This is a genomic window from Enterobacter sp. BNK-14 (assembly GCF_047456095.1).
Taxonomy (GTDB): Bacteria; Pseudomonadota; Gammaproteobacteria; order Enterobacterales; family Enterobacteriaceae; genus Enterobacter; species Enterobacter kobei.
On record NZ_CP179897.1, the window covers coordinates 1,940,199 to 1,964,510 of the forward strand.

Below are 24,312 nucleotides of genomic sequence, written 5' to 3' on the forward strand. Positions count from 1 at the left end.
CTAGTGTAACGTGTTTTTGACCGTTTCATTACTGGAATATTGCGATCAACGAGCAGGCTTCCAGAATAACCCCTACAAAGACAGCGGATTACACTATTTTGCGTAGCGCTACGCATAACCGGTTTATGGCACAAATGGTCTGCTGAAAGCGCTTGCATTGCCAGCAGGCTCTTTTACCATTAGGCATTATCAAAGCGTTAAGCAATTCAGGATATCGTTATGGCATTTACACCATTTTCTCCTCGCCAGCCCGCCGCCTCTGCGCGTCTGCCGCTGACGCTTATTTCTCTTGATGACTGGGCGCTGGCGACGCTCGCCGGCGCCGACGCTGAAAAATACCTCCAGGGCCAGGTCACCGCCGACGTCAGCCAGATGACCGAACACCAGCACCTGCTGGCGGCGCATTGTGACCCCAAAGGCAAAATGTGGAGCAATCTGCGTCTTTTCCGCCGTCAGGACGGGTTTGCCTTTATCGAACGCCGCAGCCTGCGAGATGCGCAGCTCAAAGAGCTGAAAAAGTATGCAGTCTTTTCCAAAGTCACTATCGTCCCGGACGACGAGCATGTTCTGCTGGGCGTGGCGGGCTTCCAGGCACGTGCCGCGCTGAAAAATCTGTTTGCTGAGCTGCCGGATGCAGAAAAACAGGTCGTCAGCGAGGGGGCCACCTCCATCCTGTGGTTTGAACATCCGGCGGAGCGCTTCCTGCTTGTCACGGATGCCGCAACCGCCGAACGCGTCACCGAAGCACTGCGCGGCGAAGCGCAGCTCAACAACAGCCAGCAGTGGCTGGCGCTGAATATTGAAGCCGGTCTGCCGATCATTGACGCCGCCAACAGCGCGCAGTTTATTCCACAGGCCACTAACCTGCAGGCGCTGGGCGGCATCAGCTTTAAAAAAGGCTGTTACACCGGCCAGGAGATGGTGGCGCGTGCAAAATTCCGTGGGGCAAATAAACGTGCACTGTGGACACTGGCAGGTCATGCCAGCCGCGTACCGGAAGCGGGTGAAGATTTAGAGCTGAAAATGGGCGATAACTGGCGCCGTACCGGCACCGTGTTAGCCGCCGTACAGCTGGATGATGGTCGTCTTTTAGTCCAGGCCGTCATGAACAACGACATGGAAGCCGACAGCGTGTTCCGCGTGCGTGATGATGCGAATACGTTGAGTATTGAGCCGTTACCGTATTCGCTGGAAGAGTGATGCTGTATCGCCCGGTGGCGCTGCGCTTACCGGGCCAGCCGATCCCGTAGGTCGGGTAAGGCGAAGCCGCCACCCGACAACAAACTACACCTGCCCCACATACAAATAAATTGCCAAAAAATGGCACACGCTGCCGCCCAGTACAAAACCATGCCAGATGGCATGATTGTATGGAATGCGCTTGCAGACGTAGAAAATGACGCCCAGCGAGTACACTACGCCTCCCACTGCCAGCAACGTAACCCCGCCAACCGCCAGCTTAATCGCCAGTTGATACACCACAATCAGCGACAGCCACCCCATGGTCAGATAGGTCACCAGTGACAACACTTTAAACCGGTGTGCAATGGTTAGCTTGAAGAGGATCCCCAGCAGCGCCAGGCTCCAGATGACAATCATCAGTCCGCGCGACAGCGGCGAGTTGAGCCCCACCAGCAGAAAAGGCGTATAGGTTCCTGCAATAAGCAGATAGATAGCACAGTGGTCAAATTTCTTGAGCCATATCTTGGCCCGTTGATGCGGAATCGCGTGATAGAGCGTCGACGCCAGGAATAAAAGGATCATGCTTCCGCCATACAGGCTATAGCTGGTAATCGCCATCGCGCTGGCATTGGTATCAACCGCCTGTACCAGCAATAACACTAAACCGACTATCCCAAACACCAGGCCAATGCCATGGCTGATGCTGTTGGCTACTTCCTCCGCCAGTGAATATCCCTGTGCGATTAATGGTCTGCTCGCCATACAAAACTCCGGGAAACTAAAGATGATTATTCATCGCATGACTATGCTAACTGAGAATGATTCCAGTGAACACCTGTTAGCTAAAATATTTTCCATGTAATTTTTTTACAATAAAAATCAAAAGCATAGATATATTTTTCACCTGACATTTGTTCACATTAAAGTTTATGCGTTATGAATCAATAGCATAAAATTAGATCCTGCCGTCTGGCTGCATGTTATGATGGTTAAACGAGGTCTGAATGAGAGTTTTGCCACTGTGAGTATGTTCACCCACTCCGCCATTGCCAGTCTCAATAACCTGGAGATGATGGTCTACAACTATGTCATTAAAAACCGTGACAAAGTGATGTACATGACCATCCGCGAACTGGCGGATGCGGCGGGCGTCTCAACCACCACCATCCTGCGCTTTTGCCGTAAGCTCAACTGTGAAGGGTATTCTGAGTTTCGCGTGCGCTTTAAGCTCTATCTTGAACAGAACGAACCTCAGCAGGCGAATTTCGGCGCCAGCGAAATTATCAGTTTCTTTAAAAGCGTGAATAATGAAGAGTTCGACGCTTTACTGGATGACGCGGTAAATATCATTCTCTCTTCGGAGCGAATTATATTTGTCGGCGCAGGGACATCAGGATCTCTGGCAAAATACGGTGCCCGTTTCTTTTCGAATATCGGAAAATTCAGCAACCATATTGATGACCCTTATTTCCCGGTCACCAATGATATGGCGAAAAATGCACTGGCAATTGTGCTCTCTGTGTCGGGCGAGACCGAGGAGATCCTGCGCTTCGCCAGCCAGTTCAGCCTGCATCACTGCAAGGTTCTCTCCATTACCAGCCATGAACACTCGCGCCTGGCAAAACTGGCGGACTTTAATCTCTCATGGCACGTTCCCCAGACGCGTATTGCAGGCGTCTACGACATCACCACACAAATCCCCGTTATCTATATTCTGGAATCTCTCGGACGCAAACTGGCGAAGAAACTGGCGGAATAAAACATCCTGTTTTTTTGATGTGACAAATCACAATTTCCGCGAATTGTTATATCGTGACATTCAATTTCGCTTTGCTAGACTCAAAACCAATACGTCATTTATTGAGAATAGCAGCGATGAAAAAATTGACCTTACCGAAAGATTTTCTATGGGGCGGTGCCGTTGCGGCGCATCAGGTTGAAGGCGGCTGGGACAAAGGCGGCAAGGGGCCGAGCATCTGCGACGTACTGACCGGCGGGGCGCACGGCGTGCCGCGCGAAATCACGCAGGACGTAGTGCCGGGTAAATACTACCCAAATCACGAGGCCATCGACTTCCACGGCCACTACAAAGAAGATATCAAGCTGTTTGCCGAGATGGGCTTCAAATGTTTCCGCACCTCGATTGCCTGGACGCGCATCTTCCCGAAAGGTGACGAAACGCAGCCAAACGAGGAAGGGCTGAAGTTCTATGACGACATGTTCGATGAGCTGCTGAAATACAACATCGAGCCGGTGATCACCCTCTCCCACTTCGAAATGCCGCTGCACCTGGTGCAGGAGTACGGCAGCTGGACCAACCGTAAAGTGGTCGATTTCTTTGTACGCTTCGCGGAAGTGGTTTTTGAGCGCTACAAGCACAAGGTCAAATACTGGATGACCTTCAATGAAATCAACAACCAGCGTAACTGGCGTGCGCCGCTCTTTGGTTATTGCTGCTCAGGCGTGGTCTATACCGAACATGAAAATCCGGAAGAGACCATGTATCAGGTGCTGCACCACCAGTTTGTGGCGAGTGCCCTGGCGGTGAAAGCCGCGCGCCGTATCAATCCGGAGATGAAAGTCGGCTGCATGCTGGCCATGGTAGCGCTCTATCCATTCTCCTGCAAACCGGAAGACGTGATGTTCGCCCAGGAATCCATGCGCGAGCGCTATGTCTTTACCGATGTTCAGCTGCGTGGCTACTATCCGTCTTACGTACTGAATGAATGGGAGCGCCGCGGTTTCTCCATCAAAATGGACGCAGGCGATGAGCAGATCCTGCGCGAAGGTACCTGCGACTACCTGGGCTTCAGCTACTACATGACCAATGCGGTGAAAGCGGAAGGTGGCACCGGTGACGCGATTTCTGGCTTCGAGGGCAGCGTACCTAATCCGCACGTCAAGGCGTCCGACTGGGGCTGGCAGATTGACCCGGTGGGCCTGCGTTATTCCCTGTGCGAACTGTACGAACGCTATCAGAAGCCGCTGTTTATCGTGGAAAACGGCTTCGGTGCCTACGATAAGGTGGAAGAGGATGGCAGCATCAACGATGACTATCGTATCGACTACCTGCGCGCCCACGTTGAAGAGATGATCAAAGCTGTCACCCACGATGGCGTGGATCTGATGGGCTATACGCCATGGGGCTGCATTGACTGCGTGTCATTCACTACCGGCCAGTACAGCAAGCGCTACGGTTTTATCTACGTCAATAAACACGACGACGGCACCGGCGACATGTCGCGTTCCCGTAAGAAAAGCTTCGAATGGTATAAAGGCGTGATTGCCAGCAACGGCGAGCAACTTTAACGCCGTAACGCCGGGCGGCGCTACGCTTGCACCGGCCTACAAAACCTGCGAATCGTAGGCCGGGTAAGGCGAAGCCGCCACCCGGCGTTTATTTCCCGCCCGCCAGTTCAATAAAACTGCCCGTCACGTATGATGCCTTCTCGCTCAGCAGCCAGACTATCGCCTGCGCGACCTCTTCCGGCTGGCCGCCGCGCTGCATCGGCAGTAACGATTTCACGCGATCCACCCGCCCCGGCTCCCCACCAGACGCGTGAATATCGGTATAAATCAGCCCGGGCCGCACGCAGTTTACGCGGATACCCTGCGCCGCTACCTCCAGCGATAATCCGGTAGTCAGGGAATCTACCGCGCCTTTGGAGGCCGCGTAATCGACATACTCCCCCGGCGCGCCCAGACGAGACGCGGCAGAGGAGACATTGACAATCGCGCCACCCTTACCGCCATGTTTGTGCGACATGCGCTTTACCGCCTCACGGCAGCAGAGAAAATAGCCCGTGACGTTGGTGCTCAGCACGCGGTTAATGCGTTCAGCGGACAGATTCTCAATAGTGGATTGCTCAAACAGGATGCCTGCATTATTGACCAGCGCGGTAAGGGGCTCACCTTCGCGATCGAGGCTGTCAAACATGGCCATGACCTGCGCTTCATCGCTAATGTCTGCACGCAGGGCAAATGCTTTTCCACCCGCCTCAACGATCTGATTGATGACGTCCTTTGCGGCTTTGATATTGTGGTGATAGTTCACCGCCACGGTATAACCTTCGCGAGCCAGTTGCAGCGCGGTGGCTTTGCCAATGCCGCGGCTGGCGCCGGTGACCAGTGCAATTGCCATTCTCTTCTCCCAATAAAAAAGCCGGGTGGCGGCTTCGCCTTACCCGGCTTACGTTACTACAGCAAAAAAATTACTGGTATTCGCTCATCGGCACACAGGAGCAGAACAGGTTACGGTCGCCGTATACGTCATCAAGACGCTTCACGGTCGGCCAGTATTTATTCGCCACGCCTGCCGGGAAGACAGCCAGTTCACGGGAATAACCGTGATTCCACTCGGCCACCATCTCGTGCTGGGTGTGCGGAGCGTTAACCAACGGGTTATCTTCCAGCGTCCATTCGCCGTCCTGCACGCGGTCTATCTCCATGCGGATGGCCAGCATCGCGTCGATAAAGCGGTCCAGCTCGGCTTTGCTTTCAGACTCCGTTGGCTCCACCATCAGCGTACCCGCAACCGGGAACGACATGGTTGGTGCGTGGAAGCCGTAGTCGATCAGACGCTTGGCGATATCCAGTTCGCTAATACCCGTCGCTTCTTTCAGCGGACGAATATCGAGGATGCACTCGTGTGCCACACGCCCATCGCGACCGGTGTAAAGCACCGGGAAAGCCGACTTCAGGCGAGTCGCAATATAGTTAGCATTCAGGATCGCGACCTGGCTTGCCTGTTTCAGCCCTTCCGCGCCCATCATGCGGATGTACATCCAGCTGATTGGCAGGATTGAAGCGCTACCGAACGGTGCAGCAGAGACCGCGCCCTGACGGGTCAGCATACCTTCAATCTGCACGACGCTGTGACCCGGCACGAATGGCGCCAGGTGCGCTTTCACGCCGATAGGCCCCATGCCCGGACCGCCACCACCGTGTGGGATGCAGAAGGTTTTATGCAGGTTCAGGTGCGACACGTCCGCGCCGATGAAGCCCGGAGAAGTAATACCCACCTGAGCATTCATGTTCGCGCCGTCGAGGTACACCTGACCGCCGAACTGATGCACCACTTCACACACTTCGCGGATGGTTTCTTCGTACACGCCGTGAGTCGACGGGTAGGTCACCATGATGCAGGAGAGCTTATCGCCCGCCTGCTCGGCTTTCGCGCGCAGGTCGGCCAGGTCGATGTTACCGTTCTTATCACACGCCACGACCACCACTTCCATGCCCGCCATCTGGGCAGACGCCGGGTTGGTGCCGTGGGCAGAGCTCGGGATCAGGCAGATATCACGGTGGCCTTCGTTACGGCTTTCGTGATAGTGACGGATTGCCAGCAGCCCCGCATATTCCCCCTGCGCACCGGAGTTCGGCTGCATGCAGAGCGCGTCATAACCGGTCAGTTTCACCAGCCAGTCGGAAAGCTGGTTGATCATGACATGATACCCTTCCGCCTGCTCTGGTGGGCAGAACGGGTGCAGCTCGGAGAACTCAGGCCAGGTGATAGGGATCATTTCTGCCGCGGCGTTCAGCTTCATGGTGCACGAGCCCAGCGGGATCATCGCCTGGTTCAGCGCCAGATCTTTGCGCTCCAGAGAGTGCATATAACGCATCATCTCGGTTTCGCTGTGATAACGGTTGAACACCGGATGCGTCAGGATAGCGTCATTGCGCAGCATGCTCTCCTGAATAGAGCGGCTGTCATGCGCGACCTCTTTGTCCAGCGCATCAATATCCAGACCGTGCGCATCGCCCAGCACGACATTAAACAGGTTGACGATATCGTCGCGCGTGGTGGATTCATCAAGGGTGATGCCCACGGCGTGATGAATGTCGCTGCGCAGGTTAATTTGTGCGGCATCCGCACGTGCCAGCACCGCCGCTTTATCTGCGACGTCAACGCACAGCGTGTCGAAGTAGTGCTCATGACGCAGCTTCAGGCCTTTCTGCTGCAGGCCACAGGCCAGAATATCCGCCAGACGGTGGATGCGGCCGGCAATGCGTTTCAGCCCAACCGGGCCGTGGAAGACGGCGTACAGGCTGGCGATGTTTGCCAGCAGAACCTGAGAAGTACAGATATTAGAGTTCGCTTTCTCGCGGCGGATATGCTGCTCGCGAGTCTGCATCGCCATGCGCAGCGCGGTGTTACCGGCGGCATCTTTCGATACGCCAATAATGCGGCCTGGCATGGAACGTTTAAATTCATCTTTCGCGCCAAAGAATGCCGCGTGCGGTCCGCCGTAGCCCATCGGCACGCCGAAACGCTGGGCCGAGCCGAATACAATATCCGCCCCCTGTTTGCCCGGAGCCGTCAGCAGCACCAGCGCCATAAAATCAGCGGCAACGCTGACCACCACTTTGCGGGATTTCAGCTCGGCAATCAGTGCGCTGTAATCATGCACTTCGCCGGTGGTGCCAACCTGCTGTAGCAGCACACCAAAGACATCCTGGTGATCCAGCACTTTGTCAGCGTCGTCGACAATCACGTCAAAACCAAAGGTTTCCGCACGGGTACGCACCACGTCCAGCGTCTGCGGATGCACGTCCGCCGCCACGAAGAAGCGGTTGGCATTTTTCAGCTTGCTGACGCGTTTTGCCATCGCCATGGCTTCAGCTGCCGCGGTCGCTTCATCCAGCAACGAGGCGGAAGCGATATCCATCCCGGTCAGGTCGAGCGTCACCTGCTGGAAGTTCAGCAGCGCTTCCAGACGGCCCTGGGACACTTCCGGCTGATACGGGGTATAGGCGGTGTACCAGCCCGGGTTTTCCAGCATATTACGCAGGATAACCGGCGGTAACTGCACGTTGGTGTAGCCCATGCCAATGTAAGACTTATAGCGCTTGTTAAGGCCAGCGATGGCCTTCAGCTCCGCCAGTGCGGCGAATTCCGTGGTGGCTTCTCCCACCTGAGGCGGCGTGGCAAGCTGGATGTCTTTTGGCACGATCTGGCCGATCAGTGCGTTTAATGAATCCGCGCCAACCGTTTTCAGCATCTCCTGCTGTTGCTGAGCATCCGGCCCAATGTGACGTTCAATGAAAGCGCCACGGTTTTCAAGCTGGCTTAAAGTCTGTGTCATGAGCGATGGTTCCTGAAACGTGCAGTGAATTTAAGTTCCCTCTCCCCTCGGGAGAGGGTTAGGGTGAGGGGAAGATGGGCACCCTCACCCCTGCCCTCTCCCCAATGGGGAGAGGGATAATGGCTTACTCGTCTTCTAACAGGGCTTCGTACGCGGTCGCATCCAGCAGCGCGGCAACCTGAGATTCGTCACTGGCTTTGATCTTGAAGATCCAGCCACCTTCATAAGGCTCGCTGTTCACCAGCTCCGGCGAATCGCTCAGCGCGTCGTTCACGGCCACAATTTCACCGCTTACCGGTGCGTAGATATCGGATGCTGCTTTAACGGACTCCGCCACGGCGCAGTCATCGCCCGCGCTCACGGTTGCGCCCACTTCCGGCAGGTCAACAAACACCATGTCGCCCAGCAGCTCCTGCGCATGCTCGGTGATCCCTACGGTGTAAGTGCCGTCCGCCTCTTTGCGCAGCCACTCGTGTTCTTTGCTGTATTTCAGTTCTGCTGGCACATTGCTCATTGAAGTTCTCCTGATAAAAATAGTTAGGCGACCGGCTTACCGGCGCGAACAAAAATCGGTTTGGTCACGTTGACCGGCATTTCGCGGTTGCGGATTTGCACCACCGCCGTCTCGCCAATGCCCGCCGGCACGCGAGCCAGTGCAATACTGTAGCCCAGCGTCGGGGAGAAGGACCCGCTGGTGATCATGCCTTCGCGCGGATTGCCGTCGGCATCGGTAAAACGCACCGGCAGTTCTCCGCGCAGCACGCCTTTTTCCTTCATCACCAGACCAACCAGCTGTTCAGTGCCCTTCTCGCGCTGCATTTCCAGCGCTTCGCGGCCAATAAACTCACGGTCAGCGGGTTCCCATGCGATGGTCCAGCCCATGTTGGCCGCCAGCGGAGAGACGCCTTCGTCCATCTCCTGACCGTAGAGGTTCATCCCCGCTTCAAGGCGCAGCGTATCGCGCGCGCCCAGGCCAGCCGGCTTCACGCCCGCTTCCACCAGCGCACGCCAGAAATCAGCTGCTTTCTCGTTTGGCATGGCAATTTCATAGCCCGCTTCACCGGTATAGCCGGTCGTGGCAATAAACAGATCGCCCGCCTGCACGCCAAAGAAGGGCTTCATCCCTTCGGTGGCTTTACGCTGCTCGTCGCTGAACAGAGACGCGGCTTTCGCCTGCGCGTTCGGCCCCTGCACGGCAATCAGCGACAGATCGTCACGGACGGTGATGTCGATGGCATAAGGTTCGGCGTGTTGGGTGATCCAGGAGAGGTCTTTTTCGCGGGTGGCGGAGTTTACAACGAGGCGGAAGAAGTCTTCGGTGAAGTAGTAGACGATAAGGTCATCAATCACGCCACCCGAGGCGTTCAGCATACCGGTATAGAGCGCTTTCCCCGGTGTCTTCAGCTTCGCGACATCGTTCGCCAGCAGATAACGTAGAAACTCCCGGGTGCGGCTACCGCGCAGATCGACAATTGTCATGTGGGACACGTCGAACATACCGGCATCGGTGCGCACCGCGTGGTGCTCATCAATTTGCGAGCCGTAGTGCAGCGGCATCATCCAGCCATGGAAATCCACCATGCGGGCGCCGCATAACACGTGCTGTTCGTACAAAGGAGTCTGTTGAGCCATCTTGTCCTCGTTGAAAAATTCACCGTGAAACCCGGTATCGGCCTCGTTTCCGAATGCCGACGCAAACGTTCTCTTTTACCTGAACTTACCACCGAAACCGGCGGTTAACCATAAGGTAAAACGGGTCATCACATTAGCTTATGACCAAAAAACGCTGAAAAGCCTACAGAGTTATTCACTGGAAAAATGCGATTAACCCCGCACAAAATTAACAATGATCTAACAGGATTTAGCACATGGTGATATTTCATGCGGAAAAACGGGCCGAATTTCCGTCACATAAAAATCATGACATTAGATTATCTAATGCGAAAAATGACGTGGAATTAGAATATTTCAAACGAGGGAATTTTCCCGGCACAGAGGCCGGGAAAAGAAAGTGTGACGGGGGTCTATTTTATTTCAGCCAGTCCGGCAGGTTGTTAAGACCCATCGCCTGACGCAGGAGTTGAGGTTTGACGCCAGGGAAGGTATCGGCGAGCTTGAGCCCAATATCACGCAGCAGTTTTTTCGCCGGATTTGCCCCGGCAAACAGCTCGCGGAAGCCCTGCATGCCTGCAAGCATCATCGCCGCACTGTGCTTGCGGCTGCGCTCGTAGCGACGCAGATACACATGCTGCCCAATATCTTTACCCTCTCGCTGCAGACGACGCAGCTCTTCTACCAACTCCGCCGCATCCATAAAGCCGAGATTAACGCCCTGCCCGGCCAGCGGATGAATGGTATGCGCCGCGTCGCCCACCAGCGCCAGACGATGCGCGGCAAACTGACGCGCATAGCGTCCGGTTAAGGGGAAGACCTGACGCTCGCTCTCAAGAGTACAAAGCCCCAGACGGTTATCAAACGCCACGCACAGTGCCTGGTTAAAGGCCTCTGGCGTCGCCTCCTGCATCTGCTGCGCTTTTTCCGGCACCAGAGACCAGACAATTGAGCAGAGATGCGGATCGCTTAACGGCAGGAATGCCAGAATGCCGTCGTTGTGGAAAATCTGGCGCGCCACGCCGCCGTGCGGCTCTTGGGTACGGATCGTCGCCACCATGGCATGATGGCGGTAATCCCAGTAGGTCAGCGGAATATCCGCTTTATTGCGCAGCCAGGAGTTAGCGCCATCGGCACCGACCACCAGACGCGCGGTGAGCATATCGCCACTTTGCAGGGTGATAAACGCCTCGTTTTCGCCCCACGCAACCTGCTGGATTTGCGCAGGCGCAACCAGCGTTACGTCGCTGCACTGCTGAGCTTTCTGCCACAGCGCGTGGTGGATCACCGCATTCTCAATGATGTGACCCAGATGGCTATAGCCCATGCTTTCATCATCAAAAGCAATATGACCAAAGCTGTCTTTGTCCCATACCTCCATGCCGTGATAGCAGCTCGCACGCTGGGCTACGATATCTGACCAGACGCCAAGGCGCGTCAGCAGCTTTTCGCTGGCCGCATTTATTGCCGACACGCGGAGTTCCGGCGGGGCATCAGGTGCGACGGGCTGAGGCTGCTTTTGCTCCAGCACGGCCACACGCAGGCCGCTGCCTTGTAATCCGCAGGCCAGGGCCAGTCCAACCATTCCGCCGCCAACGATGGCAACATCAACATTTTGCACAGTGATAACTCCTTAACGCGCGACCCAACCCAGGGTCCGCTGCGCCAGCACGTCGCGTGCCGGAATGAACAGTTCCATCGCCATCAGCCCGAGGTTGCGACCGGCAACCAGCGGCGCCCAGCGATTGGCAAAGAGATGGACTAAACCATCGGTAACGCCGATTGTCGCCTCTTTATCGGCCTGACGTCGCTTCTGGTAATGGCTGAGTACCGGGTATGCGCCGCAATCTTTCTGTTCGCTCCACGCTTGCGAAAGCGCTTCGGCCAGGCTCATCACATCCCGCAGACCCAGATTAAAACCCTGACCCGCGATGGGGTGAAGCGTTTGCGCGGCGTTGCCGACCAGCGCCACGCGGTGCGAAACAGACTGTGATGCGGTAGTTAACGACAGCGGGTATACCGCACGTTTTCCCGCATGGGTAATGCGACCCAGCCGCCAGCCAAACGCTTTCTGCAGTTCACTGCAAAAACGTTCGTCGGACCAGGCCTTAACGTCTTCCGCCTTTTCCTGCGGATGGCACCAGACCAGCGAGCAACGACCATCCGACATCGGCAGCATCGCCAGCGGACCGTGCTGCGTGAAGCGCTCAAACGCCCGGCCGTTGTGTTCTGCGGCAGTAGAGACGTTCGCAATGACCGCAACCTGCCCGTAAGGCTGCTGCTGCCACTCAACGCCGCACTGGGTTGCGAGCGCCGAGCGCGACCCGTCCGCCGCCACAAGAAGCTGGCCGTCGAGAACGGTGCCATTATCCAGCGTCACGCTGACCGTTTCTTCACTGCGGGTAAAGCTCGCAACGCGTGACGGACAATGCAGGGTCACGCCTGGCGCGTCCTGCAACAGACGAAACAGGCGCAGGCCAACATCATGGAGTTCAACGACCTGACCCAGGGCGTCAATACGATAATCATGGGCATCCAGCGTCACAAACCCGGCATGGCCGCGATCGCTCACATGCACGGTATGAATGGCGGTGGCGCAGTCGGCAATCGCCTGCCAGATGCCAATTCGGGAAAGCTGTTGGCAGGTTCCCTGCGCCAGGGCAATGGCGCGAGAATCAAAGCCGGGGTGATTCTTCGTTTGTGGTGCAACCGCCTCAACGAGATGCACCGGAAGCTGCCCCTTCGTCAAATGCGAGATCGCCAGTGCCAGGGTGGCGCCGGTCATGCCGCCGCCAACGATAATCACGCTCATACGCGTGCCGCTGCCATCAGCGCCTCGATATCGTCTGCGTGTTTCACCACGCTCGCGGTCAGGTTTTCGTTACCGGTTTCGGTGATGACGATGTCATCTTCAATACGAATGCCAATTCCGCGGTACGCTTCGGGCACATCGGCATCCGGCGCGATATACAGCCCCGGCTCGACGGTCAGCACCATGCCCGGTTCCAGCACGCGTGAACGGTCGGTACCGTACGCCCCCACATCATGCACATCCAGCCCCAGCCAGTGGCTCAGGCCGTGCATAAAGTACGGACGATGCGCATTTTCGGCGATCAGGGTGTCCACGTCGCCTTTCAGGATGCCAAGCTTCACCAGTCCGGTGATCATGATGCGCACAACTTCGCCGGTCACCTCCTGAATGGACGTGCCCGGGCGATACAGCGTGAGCGCCGTTTCAAGTGATTCGAGAACGATGTCATAAATTGCTCGTTGCGCGTGCGAGAACTTACCGTTCACCGGGAAAGTACGGGTGATGTCACCCGCGTAGCCCTGATATTCGCAACCGGCGTCAATCAGCACCAGATCGCCATCGCGCAGCGCACTTTCGTTTTCGGTGTAATGCAGAATGCAGCCGTTCTCCCCGCCGCCGACAATGGTGTTGTATGACGGGAAGCGCGCGCCGTGACGGTTAAATTCGTGGTGAATTTCGCCTTCCAACTGGTATTCGAACAGACCAGGACGGCATTTTTCCATGGCGCGGGTGTGTGCCAGGGCGCTGATTTCGCCAGCGCGGCGCATCACGTTCAGCTCTTCTTCAGATTTGAACAGGCGCATCTCATGCACCACCGGACGCCAGTCCGTCAGCGTGGCCGGCGCGGACAGATTCTGACGCGAGCCTTTGCGCAGCTTATCCAGAGCGGTGAAAACAATCTCATCGGCGTACGCATATTCGCCCTGCGCGTGATAAAGCACGTCGAGGCCGTTGAGCAACTGATAGAGCTGCTGATTGATTTCGCTAAACGCCAGCGCGCGGTCGACGCCCAGCTTCTCCGGTGCGGCCTCTTGCCCTAAGCGGCGGCCAAACCAGATTTCAGCGGTTAAATCTCGTACGCGGTTAAAAATCACGCTGTGGTTGTGGGTGTCATTGCTCTTAATCAGCACCAGGACCGCTTCCGGCTCGTTAAAGCCGGTGAAGTACCAGAAATCGCTATTCTGGCGATAGGGGTATTCGCTGTCGGCACTGCGCGTCACTTCCGGCGCGGCAAAAATCAGCGCCGCACTGCCGGGCTGCATTTTTGCCAGCAGCGCCTGACGACGGCGCAAATACTCTTGTTGCGAGATAACCATGACACCCTCCTGTGCGTTATTTTTCTTAATGTAAGGTTGGCTTACGAACTTCCGGCGCGGTCGGCTGTGAGCGCGTAAAGTTGTCGTGGCACAGCAGCGCCGCCACGCGCACGTACTCAATAATCTCTTCGAGGGACATTTCCAGCTCTTCCTGGTCTTCCTCTTCATCGTAGCCGAGCTGGGCGATGTTACGCAGATCGTCGATCGCTTCACCCGCTTCGCCGGTCACTTTATCAAGCTTAGGCTGGGTTACGCCCAGGCCAAGCAGATAGTGGTTTACCCAACCCGCGAGCGCATCGGCACGATCGAAGACGCTGACGTCATCACCTTCAGGCAGATAAAGCTGAAAAAGGAAGCCATCGTCCTCCAGCGAATCACTGGTTGCCGCATGCATTTTACGCAGCGATTCTGCCAGCTCGTGGCCAAACGCCAGCCCTTCGTTCGTGAGGTCGTGGATCAGCGGCTGCCATGAGCTATCGCTGTTTCCGCCGCACAGTATGCCGCTGATCAGACCGTGCATTTCGGCAGGGGTAAGTCCGACTCCCTGCTGGTTCAGTAACTGGTTTAAATCCTTGTAACCAGGCATTTCGTTCTGTATAGACATACGCATTCGTCATCAAAGGGAGGATATTCATGATATGCTACCACTTTGGACCCTGGTGATACCAGAAAAGGGCTTGTATCTTCACATCAGGGTAGCTATAGTGTCGCCCCTTCGCAGCCCCCGGGGCAGTAAGCGAAGGCAGCGCAGTCAATCAGCAGGAAGGTGGCATGTCTGCACAACCCGTCGATCTCCAGATTTTTGGCCGTTCACTGCGAGTGAATTGTCCGCCTGAACAAAGGGATGCTTTGAATCAGGCTGCGGACGATTTGAATCAGCGGTTGCAAGATCTAAAAGAACGCACTAGAGTCACAAATACTGAGCAGCTGGTTTTCATCGCCGCGTTGAACATCAGCTATGAACTGACTCAGGAAAAAGCGAAGACCCGCGACTACGCGGCTAGCATGGAGCAGCGCATTAAAATGCTCCAGCAGACCATAGAACAGGCATTGCTTGATCAAGGTCGCAATCCCGAAAGACCGGGACCAAAGTTTGAATAACACTTCTCAGTTGACTATGGTAGAGTAACTGTGAAGACAAAATTTCTCTGAGATGTTCGCAAGCGGGCCAGTCCCCTGAGCCGATATTTCATACCACAAGAATGTGGCGCTCCATGGTTGGTGAGCATGCTCGGTCCGTCCGAGAAGCCTTAAAACTATGACGACACATTCACCTTGAACCAAGGGTTCAAGGGTTACAGCCTGCGGCGGCATCTCGGAGATTCCCTCTTTCTTCTTCTACCTACTACCATGACTCAATTCCCTGAAGTTTCTGCCTCACGCCAGGATATCCGTCAACTTATTCGCCAGCGTCGTCGTGCACTTACGGCTGAACAACAGTCGCATTTTGCCCAGCAGGCCGCCGCCCGCATGATGGCGTGGCCCCCGGTGGTTATGGCTAACACGGTCGCTCTGTTCCTGTCGTTTGATGGCGAGCTCGATACCCAACCACTTATCGACCAGCTCTGGCGCGCCGGGAAGAAGGTTTATCTGCCGGTGCTGCATCCTTTTAGCAAAGGCAATCTTCTGTTTCTGCACTACCATCCGCACAGCGAGCTGGTGGTGAATCGTCTGAAAATTACCGAGCCCAAACTCGACGTGCGCGACGTGCTCCCGCTGTCACAGCTGGACGTGCTGATTACGCCGCTGGTGGCGTTTGATGAACAAGGTCAGCGCCTGGGTATGGGCGGCGGTTTTTATGACAGAACGCTGCAAAACTGGCAGCAGTACGGGTTGCAGCCGGTGGGTTACGCGCATGATTGTCAGGGCGTGGAGGCGTTGCCCGTGGAGAAATGGGATGTGCCGTTGCCGGCGGTAGTGACGCCATCGACGTTGTGGGAGTGGTGAAACAGGCGTGCAGCCTGATGCCCTCACCCCAGCCCTCTCCCACAGGGAGAGGGTGAAAACAAAAAAAAACGGTAACGATAGTTACCGTTTTGCATTTACCTCGCCACCCGACACCATCAGTAAAGCAGACGCGCGCGAATCGTCCCCGGAATCGCTTTCATGCTCTGCAGCGCTTTCTCGGCAACATCTTCATCCGCTTCGATATCAATCACCACGTAACCCATCTGCGAGTTGGTTTGCAGGTACTGGGCGGCAATGTTGACGCTCTGCTCGGCAAAGATTTGGTTGATAGCCGTCAGCACGCCAGGACGGTTTTCGTGGATGTGCAGCAGACGGCGACCACCGTGCAGCGGCAGAGACACTTCCGGGAAGTTCACCGCAGAGAGCGTGGAACCGTTGTCGGAGTATTTGCTCAGCTTACCCGCCACTTCAAGGCCGATATTCTCCTGCGCTTCCTGAGTAGACCCGCCGATGTGTGGCGTCAGGATCACGTTGTCGAATTCGCAGAGCGGAGAGTTAAACGGATCGCTGTTGGTGGCAGGCTCCGTCGGGAACACGTCAATGGCCGCCCCCGCCAGATGCTTACGCTTCAGAGCATCGCACAGCGCAGGGATGTCGACCACCGTACCGCGTGCAGCGTTGATCAACAGTGAGCCCGGTTTCATCAGCGCCAGCTCTTCTGCACCCATCATGTTTTTGGTGGACGCATTTTCCGGCACATGCAGGCTTACCACGTCGCTCATGTTCAGCAGGTCAGAGAGATGCTGCACCTGCGTCGCATTCCCTAGCGGCAGCTTGCTTTCGATATCGTAAAAGTAGACGTGCATCCCCAGAGATTCCGCCAGAATCCCCAGCTGAGTACCGATGTGGCCATAGCCGATGATACCCAGTTTTTTACCGCGCGCTTCGTATGAGCCCGCAGCCAGTTTGTTCCACACGCCGCGGTGCGCTTTGGCGTTAGCCTCCGGAATACCGCGCAGCAGCAGCAGTAATTCGCCAATCACCAGCTCCGCCACGGAACGGGTGTTGGAGAACGGGGCGTTAAATACCGGGATACCGCGTTTGGCGGCAGCATTCAGATCAACCTGGTTGGTACCGATGCAGAAACAGCCAATCGCAACCAGCTTCTCCGCCGCAGCAATAACGTCTTCCGTCAGTTGAGTACGGGATCGCAGGCCAATGAAATGGGCATCACGGATGGACGCTTTCAGCTCTTCGGTATCGAGCGCGCCCTTGTGAAATTCGATGTTGGTGTAACCCGCCGCACGAAGGCTATCAAGCGCTTTCTGATGCACGCCCTCGACCAGCAGGAATTTAATCTTGTCTTTCTCCAGTGATACCTTTGCCATTTCCCCGACCCTGTTTTTTATCTGAACTGATGTTGTGCTGGATTGAAATCCGCTGTAGCCAACATATCAAAAAAAACTATTGCAGCAATATGAACGTTTGCGTCGGCACTCTGAAGAAAAGTCATACAGGGCAAAATGGCAGAGCAAAATGCTAAGGAAAATTACAAACGTGGCAGGATCGGCAAAAGAGGTGGAAAAACGTGACACAAGTCACCGAATTTAGCTTTTCAAAAATTTTTTAGCGGGGGGAGCGCTCCCCCGTCAGATCATTTTACGATGGTTTTCACACCGTCAGCGGTGCCGATCAGCGCCACATCCGCGCCACGGTTGGCGAACAGCCCTACGGTGACAACGCCTGGAATACCGTTAATCGCATTTTCCAGGGCAATCGCGTCGAGAATTTCCAGGCCGTGCACGTCGAGGATGACGTTACCGTTATCAGTGACCACACCCTGACGGTATTCCGGACGACCACCCAGCTTCACCAGCTGACGGGCAACCGCACTCCGCGCCATCGGGATCACTTCGACCGGCAGCGGGAAATTCCCCAGAATATCGACCTGCTTGGAGGCGTCAGCGATGCAGATAAATTTGTCTGCAACGGAAGCGATGATCTTTTCACGGGTCAGCGCTGCGCCACCGCCTTTGATCATCTGCATGTGGCCGTTGATTTCGTCTGCGCCATCAACGTAAATCCCAAGACGATCCACTTCGTTGAGATCGAAAACGGTAATGCCGAGGCTTTTCAGCTTTTCCGTGGACGCATCAGAGCTCGAAACCGCGCCCTCGATCTGCCCCTTCATCGTGCCCAGCGCATCGATAAAGTGTGCCGCCGTTGACCCCGTACCAACACCGACAATGGTACCTGGCTGTACGTACTGGAGAGCGGCCCATCCTACTGCTTTTTTCAGTTCATCCTGCGTCATGATCGTTTTGCCTGTGGTGTGAAAACTCAGGGCGCATTATAGAACACGTCGAATGGATTTCGTCTGCCACAAAGGGAAAATTGTGTCATAGTGCAGATTAAGCAAAATTTAGGAGCCAGCCAGAGCAATGAAACGTCCGGACTACAGAACACTACAGGCACTTGATGCAGTTATTCGTGAACGCGGTTTTGAGCGCGCAGCGCAAAAGCTGTGTATCACCCAGTCCGCCGTATCACAGCGTATCAAACAGCTTGAAAACATGTTCGGGCAGCCGCTGCTGGTGCGTACCGTGCCGCCTCGCCCAACGGAGCAAGGTCAAAAGCTCCTCGCCCTGCTGCGCCAGGTTGAGCTGCTGGAAGACGAGTGGCTGGGTGACGAACAAACGGGCTCCACGCCGCTGCTGCTCTCTCTGGCGGTCAACGCCGACAGTCTGGCAACCTGGTTACTGCCCGCCCTTGCCCCGGTCCTGGCTGACTCCCCTATTCGCCTGAATCTACAGGTTGAAGATGAAACCCGTACCCAGGAACGTCTGCGTCGCGGTGAAGTTGTTGGGGCGGTCAGTATTCAGCCTCAGGCGCTGCCAAGCTGCCTGGTGGATCAACTGGGGGCGCTGGACTACCTGTTTGTGGGTTCAAAAGCCTTTGCGGAGCGCTACTTCCCTAACGGCGTCACCCGCGCCGCGCTGCTGAAGGCGCCTGCCGTGGCGTTTGACCATCTGGACGATATGCATCAGGCGTTCCTGCAGCAGAACTTTGACCTGCCGCCGGGCAGCGTGCCGTGCCATATCGTCAACTCGTCTGAAGCTTTTGTGCAGCTTGCGCGTCAGGGCACTACCTGCTGTATGATCCCGCATCTGCAGATTGAGAAAGAGTTGAAAAGCGGTGAGCTGATTGATTTAACGCCGGGGCTGTATCAGCGCCGGATGCTCTACTGGCATCGTTTTGCGCCGGAAAGTCGCATGATGCGCAACGTCACCGATGCACTGCTGGCGTATGGGCATAAGGTGTTGAGACAGGATTAAAAAGAAAAAGCCGGGTGGCGGCTACGCCTTACCCGGCCTACAGGTTACTGAGCCGGTTTCGGCTGTGCTGCAACGGGCTCCAGCTGGAACACCACATCCACCTGATCGTCGAACTGAATGGTTGGCTGCTCGTAAGTTTCCTGCGCAGAAACCGGTGCCGCGTCAGCCTTCATCATCCGTACCATCGGGCTTGGCTGATAGTTAGAGACGTGGTAACGCACGCTGTATACCGGGCCAAGCTTGCTCTTGAAGCCGGACGCCAGCTGTTCAGCCTGGTGAATGGCATCATCAATCGCCGCTTTACGCGCTTCGTCTTTGTATTTCTCCGGTTGCGCAACGCCCAGCGACACGGAACGGATTTCGTTCAAACCGGCCTTCAGCGCACCATCCAGCAGTGAATTCAGCTTGTCCAGCTGACGCACGGTCACTTCAACCGTACGCACGGCACGGTAGCCTTTCAGGATGCTTTTGCCGTTCTGGTAGTCGTAATCCGGTTGGGTACGCAGGTTAGCAGAGCTGATGTCTTTCTTGGCGACACCGTTCTGTTCCAGGAAGGAGAGATATTGCGCAACGCGGTCGTCCGCCTGTTTTTTGGCAGAGGCGGCATCTTTTGCAGCCACGTTGACTTCAATTGCCAGGGTTGCAACATCCGGTACCGCGTCCACGCTTGCGGTGCCTGACGTGACAATGTGCGGGCCATCCGGCAGTTCACTCGCCTGCGCCGACACCGCACCTAAACTCACAAATGCCGCCAGGGCCATCACTTTAAACTTCACTGTCATTCCTCCATGTTGCGAAGAGTGCCCCAGAAACAGGGCGCATGCCAGCAAGCTTAGCGGGTCTGGCTCAGTTGTCCATAAGACAACGCTTAGTTGAACAAACCCTGAACATGATGAACGCCCTCTTTCGCCAGTTGGAAAGCGATAAACCACATCACCAGACCGACCAGCGTATTAATGATGCGCTGGGCTTTGGCGGTCCGCAGTCGTGGCGCCAGCCACGCCGCCAGAATCGCAAGACCGAAGAACCACAGGAACGACGCGCTGACGGTTCCCAGCGCAAACCAGCGTTTAGGCTCAACGTCCAGCTGTCCGCCGAGGCTACCCAGCACCACGAAGGTATCCAGATAGACATGCGGGTTAAGCCAGGTCACCGCCAGCATGGTGACGATAATCTTCCAGCGCCCCTGCTTCATCACTTCAGCGCTTGCCAGTTCGAGGTTACTGCTCATCGCCGTTTTCAACGCACCGAATCCGTACCACAGCAGGAAGGCCACACCGCCCCAGGTCACCAGCGCCAGCAGCCACGGCGACTGCATCAGAAGCGCACTCCCGCCAAAAATCCCGGCGCAGATCAGCAGCAAATCGCTCACCGCGCACAGCAGGGCAATCATCAGATGATACTGGCGGCGAATCCCCTGGTTCATCACGAACGCATTCTGGGGGCCGAGGGGAAGGATCATGGCCGCACCTAAAGCAAGCCCTTGAAAATAATAGGATAACATGACGAAATTCTCACAGTAATGTTCTGGATGCAGACTATACTGCGCGAATCACATTAGAGGAAATGGATAATATTAATTGGGGATTAGCAGGGCTTATAAAAATAAAGCCCGGTGGCGCTGACGCTTACCGGGCCTGGGTGTGACGTTACTCTGCTTCTTTGACTTTTTTGACGTTTACGTCCATCTGCGGATACGGGAAGCTGATGCCGTTGGCGTCAAACTCACGCTTAATACGTTCCAGCACGTCCCAGTATACGTTTTGCAGATCGCTGCTTTTGCTCCAGATACGCACCACGAAGTTGATAGAGGACGCGCCCAGTTCGTTCAGACGTATAGTCTGCTCTTTATCCTTCAGAATACGATCGTCGGAGGCAATGATGTTGCTAATCAGTGACTTCACCTGATCGATATCAGAGTCGTACGCTACGCTGATAATCAACTCATTACGACGTACCGGCTCACGGGAGAAGTTGGTGATGTTCCCGTCGATGACCTTCTTGTTCGGCACTATCACGATTTTACCGTCTATCGAACGCAGCGTGGTGGAGAAAATCTGCACATTCAGCACGGTACCCGCCGTGCCGCCAAGATCGACATATTCACCGGCGCGGAACGGACGGAAGGTGACCAGCAGAACGCCAGCCGCCAGGTTAGCGAGCGAGCCCTGAAGTGCCAGACCAACGGCCAGACCGGCGGCGCCCAGCACGGCAATGACGGAGGCGGTCTGAACACCAACACGGCCTAATGCCGCAATGAGGGTAAACGCGATAATGCCATAGCGCACCAGCGCTGACAGGAAATCAGCAACCGTGGCGTCAATGTGGCGAGTGAGCATGACGCGATTGATGGCTCGGGAAACGGTACGGGCAACAATCATCCCCACGACAATAATGGCAATTGCCGCCGCAATATTCACGGCGTAGCTGATGAGCAGCGCCTGATTGCGCACCAGCCAGGAGCCAGCGTTATTGATGCTATCTACAACACCGAGATCTTCCATTTATCTTTCCTTATGCTCTTATAAACAACAAAAGCCATCCCATAGCGAGACAGGCAGGTCAGTAAAGGGTAAACAAAAAGTACGCGTATTGCCAAGCAGATCACAAAAACAGGTATTGCAGGATATTGAAAAAGCATAAAAAAAGGCCCGCTATTGCGGGCCTTTTAACGCTTTCAGCAGCTCAAATTACAGAACGTCAACCGCGTTCAGTTCTTTGAATGCCTGCTCCAGACGAGTAATCATTGAAGTCTGTGCAGCGCGCAGCCATACGCGTGGATCGTAGTATTTCTTGTTCGGCTGGTCTTCGCCTTTCGGGTTGCCCAACTGACCCTGCAGGTAAGCTTCGTTAGCTTTGTAGTACTGCAGGATACCGTCCCAGGTAGCCCACTGGGTGTCGGTATCGATGTTCATTTTCACCACACCGTAGCTGACGGAGTCTTTGATTTCCTGAGCAGAAGAACCGGAACCGCCGTGGAAGACGAAGTTCAGGCTGTTGTGAGGCAGGTTGTGTTTCTTAGAAACGTATTCCTGAGAATCACGCAGGATGGTTGGAGTCAGAACCACGTTACCTGGTTTGTAAACGCCGTGTACGTTACCGAAGGACGCTGCAATGGTGAAGCGTGGGCTGATTTTGCTCAGCTCGGTGTACGCGTAATCAACGTCTTCTGGCTGGGTGTACAGGGCAGAAGCGTCCATGTGGCTGTTGTCCACGCCGTCTTCTTCACCACCGGTGCAACCCAGTTCAATTTCCAGAGTCATGCCCATTTTGGCCATGCGCGCCAGGTACTTAGAGCAGATTTCGATGTTTTCGTGCAGTGACTCTTCAGACAGGTCGATCATGTGAGAAGAGAACAGTGGTTTACCGGTGGCTGCGAAGTGTTTTTCACCCGCGTCCAGCAGACCGTCGATCCACGGCAGCAGTTTCTTCGCGCAGTGGTCGGTGTGCAGGATAACAGGAACACCGTAGTGCTCAGCCATCTGATGTACGTGGTGCGCACCAGAGATAGCGCCCAGGATAGCAGCACCCTGAGGAATGTCAGTTTTCACGCCTTTGCCCGCGATGAACGCAGCACCACCGTTAGAGAACTGAACGATAACCGGTGCTTTAACTTTGGCAGCGGTTTCCAGTACGGCGTTGATGGAGTCGGTACCTACGCAGTTAACTGCTGGCAGAGCGAAGTTGTTTTCTTTAGCTACCTGGAACACTTTCTGTACGTCATCACCAGTGATCACGCCAGGTTTTACGAAATCAAAAATTTTAGACATGTTGCTTAGTCCTGTATCTTCGGCCGTTAGAAAAGGTGCGAGCTCTGATAAGCGCGCTGAAAATTGGGCAGGTTTCCCTGCCCTTGAATGGCTTACTTCTTAGCGCGCTCTTCGAGCATTGCTACTGCTGGCAGTACTTTGCCTTCCACGAATTCGAGGAATGCACCGCCACCAGTGGAGATGTAGGAGATCTTGTCAGCGATACCGAACAGATCGATAGCTGCCAGGGTGTCACCACCGCCTGCGATAGAGAACGCTTCGCTGTCTGCAATAGCGTTAGCCACGATTTCAGTCCCTTTGCGGAAGTTCGGGAATTCGAACACGCCAACAGGACCGTTCCACAGGATAGTTTTTGCGTTTTTCAGGATATCAGCCAGTTTCTGTGCAGAAACGTCGCCCAGGTCCAGAATCTGCTCTTCATCTTTGATGTCGTTAACAGATTTCAGGGTCGCGGTTGCGGTTTCGGAGAACTCGGTCGCCACGCGAACGTCGGTTGGAACCGGGATGTCACAGGTGCCCAGCAGGCGTTTCGCTTCGTCAACCAGGTCCGCTTCGTACAGGGATTTACCCACGTTGTGGCCTTGAGCAGCAACGAAGGTGTTCGCGATACCACCGCCAACGATCAGCTGGTCAGCGATTTTTGACAGGGAATCCAGCACGGTCAGTTTGGTAGACACTTTAGAACCACCAACGATAGCGACCATTGGACGAGCAGGTTCTTTCAGCGCTTTGCCCAGTGCTTCCAGTTCGTCAGCCAGCAGAGGACCCGCACATGCTACGTCTGCAAATTTACCGATACCGTGGGTAGAGGCCTGAGCACGGTGCGCCGTACCAAATGCATCCATCACGAAGACGTCGCACAGTGCAGCGTATTTCTTAGACAGGGTTTCGTCGTCTTTCTTTTCGCCTTTGTTGAAGCGAACGTTTTCCAGAACAACCAGCTCACCAGCAGCCACTTCAACGCCGTCCAGGTAATCTTTTACCAGGCGAACCGGGTTGGACAGTTTGTCTTTCAGGTAATTAACCACTGGCAGCAGAGAGAACTCTTCGTTGTACTCGCCTTCGGTAGGACGACCCAGGTGGGAGGTGACCATCACTTTCGCGCCCTGCTTCAGAGCCAGTTCGATGGTTGGCAGGGATGCACGGATACGCGCGTCGCTGGTCACTTTACCCTCTTTAACCGGTACGTTCAGATCAGCACGGATGAAAACGCGTTTACCAGCCAGATCCAGATCGGTCATCTTAATTACAGACATGGTGAATCCTCTCGTTGATTCTTAAAGTTTTGCAGAC

At 55.4% G+C, this 24,312-nt stretch carries 22 protein-coding genes and 1 other RNA gene; 7 read left to right on the forward strand and 16 right to left on the reverse strand.

Translation table 11 applies throughout. From position 1 onward, the window contains the following. The first annotated feature begins 219 nt into the window (after positions 1-219). Positions 220-1,200: a tRNA-modifying protein YgfZ gene (ygfZ, locus tag ACMGGM_RS09240; protein ID WP_014885137.1), complete on the forward strand. Its 981-nt coding sequence runs from the start codon at positions 220-222 to the stop codon at positions 1,198-1,200. A gap of 84 nt (positions 1,201-1,284) precedes the next feature. Here the strand turns inward: ygfZ and trhA are convergent, their stop codons facing one another. Further along, positions 1,285-1,944 carry a PAQR family membrane homeostasis protein TrhA gene (gene trhA / locus ACMGGM_RS09245; protein WP_023331242.1) on the reverse strand — a complete coding sequence of 220 codons (660 nt, stop codon included), beginning with the start codon at positions 1,942-1,944 and terminating at the stop codon, positions 1,285-1,287. Between the two features lie 265 nt (positions 1,945-2,209). Between trhA and ACMGGM_RS09250 the strand changes: the two genes are divergently transcribed. Together ACMGGM_RS09250 and bglA are read left to right on the forward strand one after the other, a co-directional pair. Then, positions 2,210-2,941 carry a MurR/RpiR family transcriptional regulator gene (locus ACMGGM_RS09250; protein WP_014885139.1) on the forward strand — a complete coding sequence of 244 codons (732 nt, stop codon included), beginning with the start codon at positions 2,210-2,212 and terminating at the stop codon, positions 2,939-2,941. Positions 2,942-3,057: 116 nt separating this feature from the next. Next, the gene (gene bglA, locus ACMGGM_RS09255; RefSeq protein WP_014885140.1) at positions 3,058-4,491 is read left to right on the forward strand and encodes a 6-phospho-beta-glucosidase BglA; all 1,434 of its coding nucleotides are present in this window, start codon (positions 3,058-3,060) and stop codon (positions 4,489-4,491) included. Between the two features lie 88 nt (positions 4,492-4,579). Here bglA and ACMGGM_RS09260 read toward each other — a convergent pair whose 3' ends face one another. From ACMGGM_RS09260 to ACMGGM_RS09295, 8 genes are all read right to left on the reverse strand, one after another. After that, positions 4,580-5,323, reverse strand: a complete 744-nt coding sequence (locus ACMGGM_RS09260) for an SDR family oxidoreductase (protein WP_014885141.1) — start codon at positions 5,321-5,323, stop codon at positions 4,580-4,582. A 70-nt stretch (positions 5,324-5,393) separates the two neighbouring features. Beyond that, a complete protein-coding gene (gene gcvP / locus ACMGGM_RS09265; protein WP_023331246.1) occupies positions 5,394-8,267 on the reverse strand; it encodes an aminomethyl-transferring glycine dehydrogenase in 2,874 nt (957 codons plus the stop codon). Positions 8,268-8,391: 124 nt separating this feature from the next. Next, entirely contained in the window at positions 8,392-8,781 is a 390-nt protein-coding gene (gcvH, locus tag ACMGGM_RS09270; protein WP_014885143.1) for a glycine cleavage system protein GcvH, read from the reverse strand. Positions 8,782-8,804: 23 nt separating this feature from the next. Next, entirely contained in the window at positions 8,805-9,899 is a 1,095-nt protein-coding gene (gene gcvT / locus ACMGGM_RS09275) for a glycine cleavage system aminomethyltransferase GcvT (RefSeq protein WP_047344478.1), read from the reverse strand. Between the two features lie 397 nt (positions 9,900-10,296). Further along, a complete protein-coding gene (ubiI, locus tag ACMGGM_RS09280) occupies positions 10,297-11,499 on the reverse strand; it encodes an FAD-dependent 2-octaprenylphenol hydroxylase (protein ID WP_047344479.1) in 1,203 nt (400 codons plus the stop codon). A 12-nt stretch (positions 11,500-11,511) separates the two neighbouring features. Then, complete coding sequence (gene ubiH, locus ACMGGM_RS09285) at positions 11,512-12,690, reverse strand: 2-octaprenyl-6-methoxyphenyl hydroxylase (RefSeq protein WP_014885146.1); 1,179 nt, start codon at positions 12,688-12,690, stop codon at positions 11,512-11,514. After that, positions 12,687-14,000 carry a Xaa-Pro aminopeptidase gene (gene pepP, locus ACMGGM_RS09290; protein ID WP_121528332.1) on the reverse strand — a complete coding sequence of 438 codons (1,314 nt, stop codon included), beginning with the start codon at positions 13,998-14,000 and terminating at the stop codon, positions 12,687-12,689. The genes ubiH and pepP overlap by 4 nt, the downstream gene beginning before the upstream one ends. A 31-nt stretch (positions 14,001-14,031) precedes the next feature. Beyond that, entirely contained in the window at positions 14,032-14,610 is a 579-nt protein-coding gene (locus ACMGGM_RS09295; RefSeq protein ID WP_014885148.1) for a YecA family protein, read from the reverse strand. A gap of 167 nt (positions 14,611-14,777) precedes the next feature. Here ACMGGM_RS09295 and zapA point away from each other — a divergent pair, with 167 nt between their 5' ends. The 3 genes from zapA to ACMGGM_RS09310 all read left to right on the forward strand — a co-directional run bounded on the left by zapA (position 14,778) and on the right by ACMGGM_RS09310 (position 15,953). After that, positions 14,778-15,107 carry a cell division protein ZapA gene (gene zapA / locus ACMGGM_RS09300; protein ID WP_006811891.1) on the forward strand — a complete coding sequence of 110 codons (330 nt, stop codon included), beginning with the start codon at positions 14,778-14,780 and terminating at the stop codon, positions 15,105-15,107. A 41-nt stretch (positions 15,108-15,148) separates the two neighbouring features. After that, a non-coding RNA gene (ssrS, locus tag ACMGGM_RS09305) (6S RNA) lies at positions 15,149-15,332 on the forward strand. Positions 15,333-15,356: 24 nt separating this feature from the next. Further along, positions 15,357-15,953, forward strand: a complete 597-nt coding sequence (locus ACMGGM_RS09310; RefSeq protein WP_045269626.1) for a 5-formyltetrahydrofolate cyclo-ligase — start codon at positions 15,357-15,359, stop codon at positions 15,951-15,953. A 116-nt stretch (positions 15,954-16,069) separates the two neighbouring features. Here ACMGGM_RS09310 and serA read toward each other — a convergent pair whose 3' ends face one another. Both serA and rpiA read right to left on the reverse strand, forming a co-directional pair. Next, positions 16,070-17,302 carry a phosphoglycerate dehydrogenase gene (serA, locus tag ACMGGM_RS09315; protein WP_014885150.1) on the reverse strand — a complete coding sequence of 411 codons (1,233 nt, stop codon included), beginning with the start codon at positions 17,300-17,302 and terminating at the stop codon, positions 16,070-16,072. Between the two features lie 266 nt (positions 17,303-17,568). Further along, positions 17,569-18,228, reverse strand: a complete 660-nt coding sequence (gene rpiA / locus ACMGGM_RS09320) for a ribose-5-phosphate isomerase RpiA (protein ID WP_003860091.1) — start codon at positions 18,226-18,228, stop codon at positions 17,569-17,571. Positions 18,229-18,355: 127 nt separating this feature from the next. Between rpiA and argP the strand changes: the two genes are divergently transcribed. Continuing rightward, positions 18,356-19,249, forward strand: coding sequence for a DNA-binding transcriptional regulator ArgP (argP, locus tag ACMGGM_RS09325; RefSeq protein WP_008499727.1), 894 nt, complete (start codon positions 18,356-18,358; stop codon positions 19,247-19,249). 44 nt (positions 19,250-19,293) lie between these two features. Here argP and ACMGGM_RS09330 read toward each other — a convergent pair whose 3' ends face one another. From ACMGGM_RS09330 to pgk, 5 genes are all read right to left on the reverse strand, one after another. Further along, a complete protein-coding gene (locus ACMGGM_RS09330; RefSeq protein WP_176260329.1) occupies positions 19,294-20,025 on the reverse strand; it encodes an oxidative stress defense protein in 732 nt (243 codons plus the stop codon). 92 nt (positions 20,026-20,117) lie between these two features. Then, positions 20,118-20,753, reverse strand: coding sequence for an arginine exporter ArgO (gene argO / locus ACMGGM_RS09335; RefSeq protein WP_023331253.1), 636 nt, complete (start codon positions 20,751-20,753; stop codon positions 20,118-20,120). 145 nt (positions 20,754-20,898) lie between these two features. Next, positions 20,899-21,753, reverse strand: coding sequence for a small-conductance mechanosensitive channel MscS (gene mscS, locus ACMGGM_RS09340; RefSeq protein ID WP_023331254.1), 855 nt, complete (start codon positions 21,751-21,753; stop codon positions 20,899-20,901). Between the two features lie 186 nt (positions 21,754-21,939). Then, positions 21,940-23,019, reverse strand: a complete 1,080-nt coding sequence (gene fbaA / locus ACMGGM_RS09345) for a class II fructose-bisphosphate aldolase (RefSeq protein ID WP_014885155.1) — start codon at positions 23,017-23,019, stop codon at positions 21,940-21,942. 92 nt (positions 23,020-23,111) lie between these two features. Next, positions 23,112-24,275: a phosphoglycerate kinase gene (gene pgk / locus ACMGGM_RS09350; protein ID WP_014885156.1), complete on the reverse strand. Its 1,164-nt coding sequence runs from the start codon at positions 24,273-24,275 to the stop codon at positions 23,112-23,114. Between the last annotated feature and the right edge of the window lie 37 nt (positions 24,276-24,312).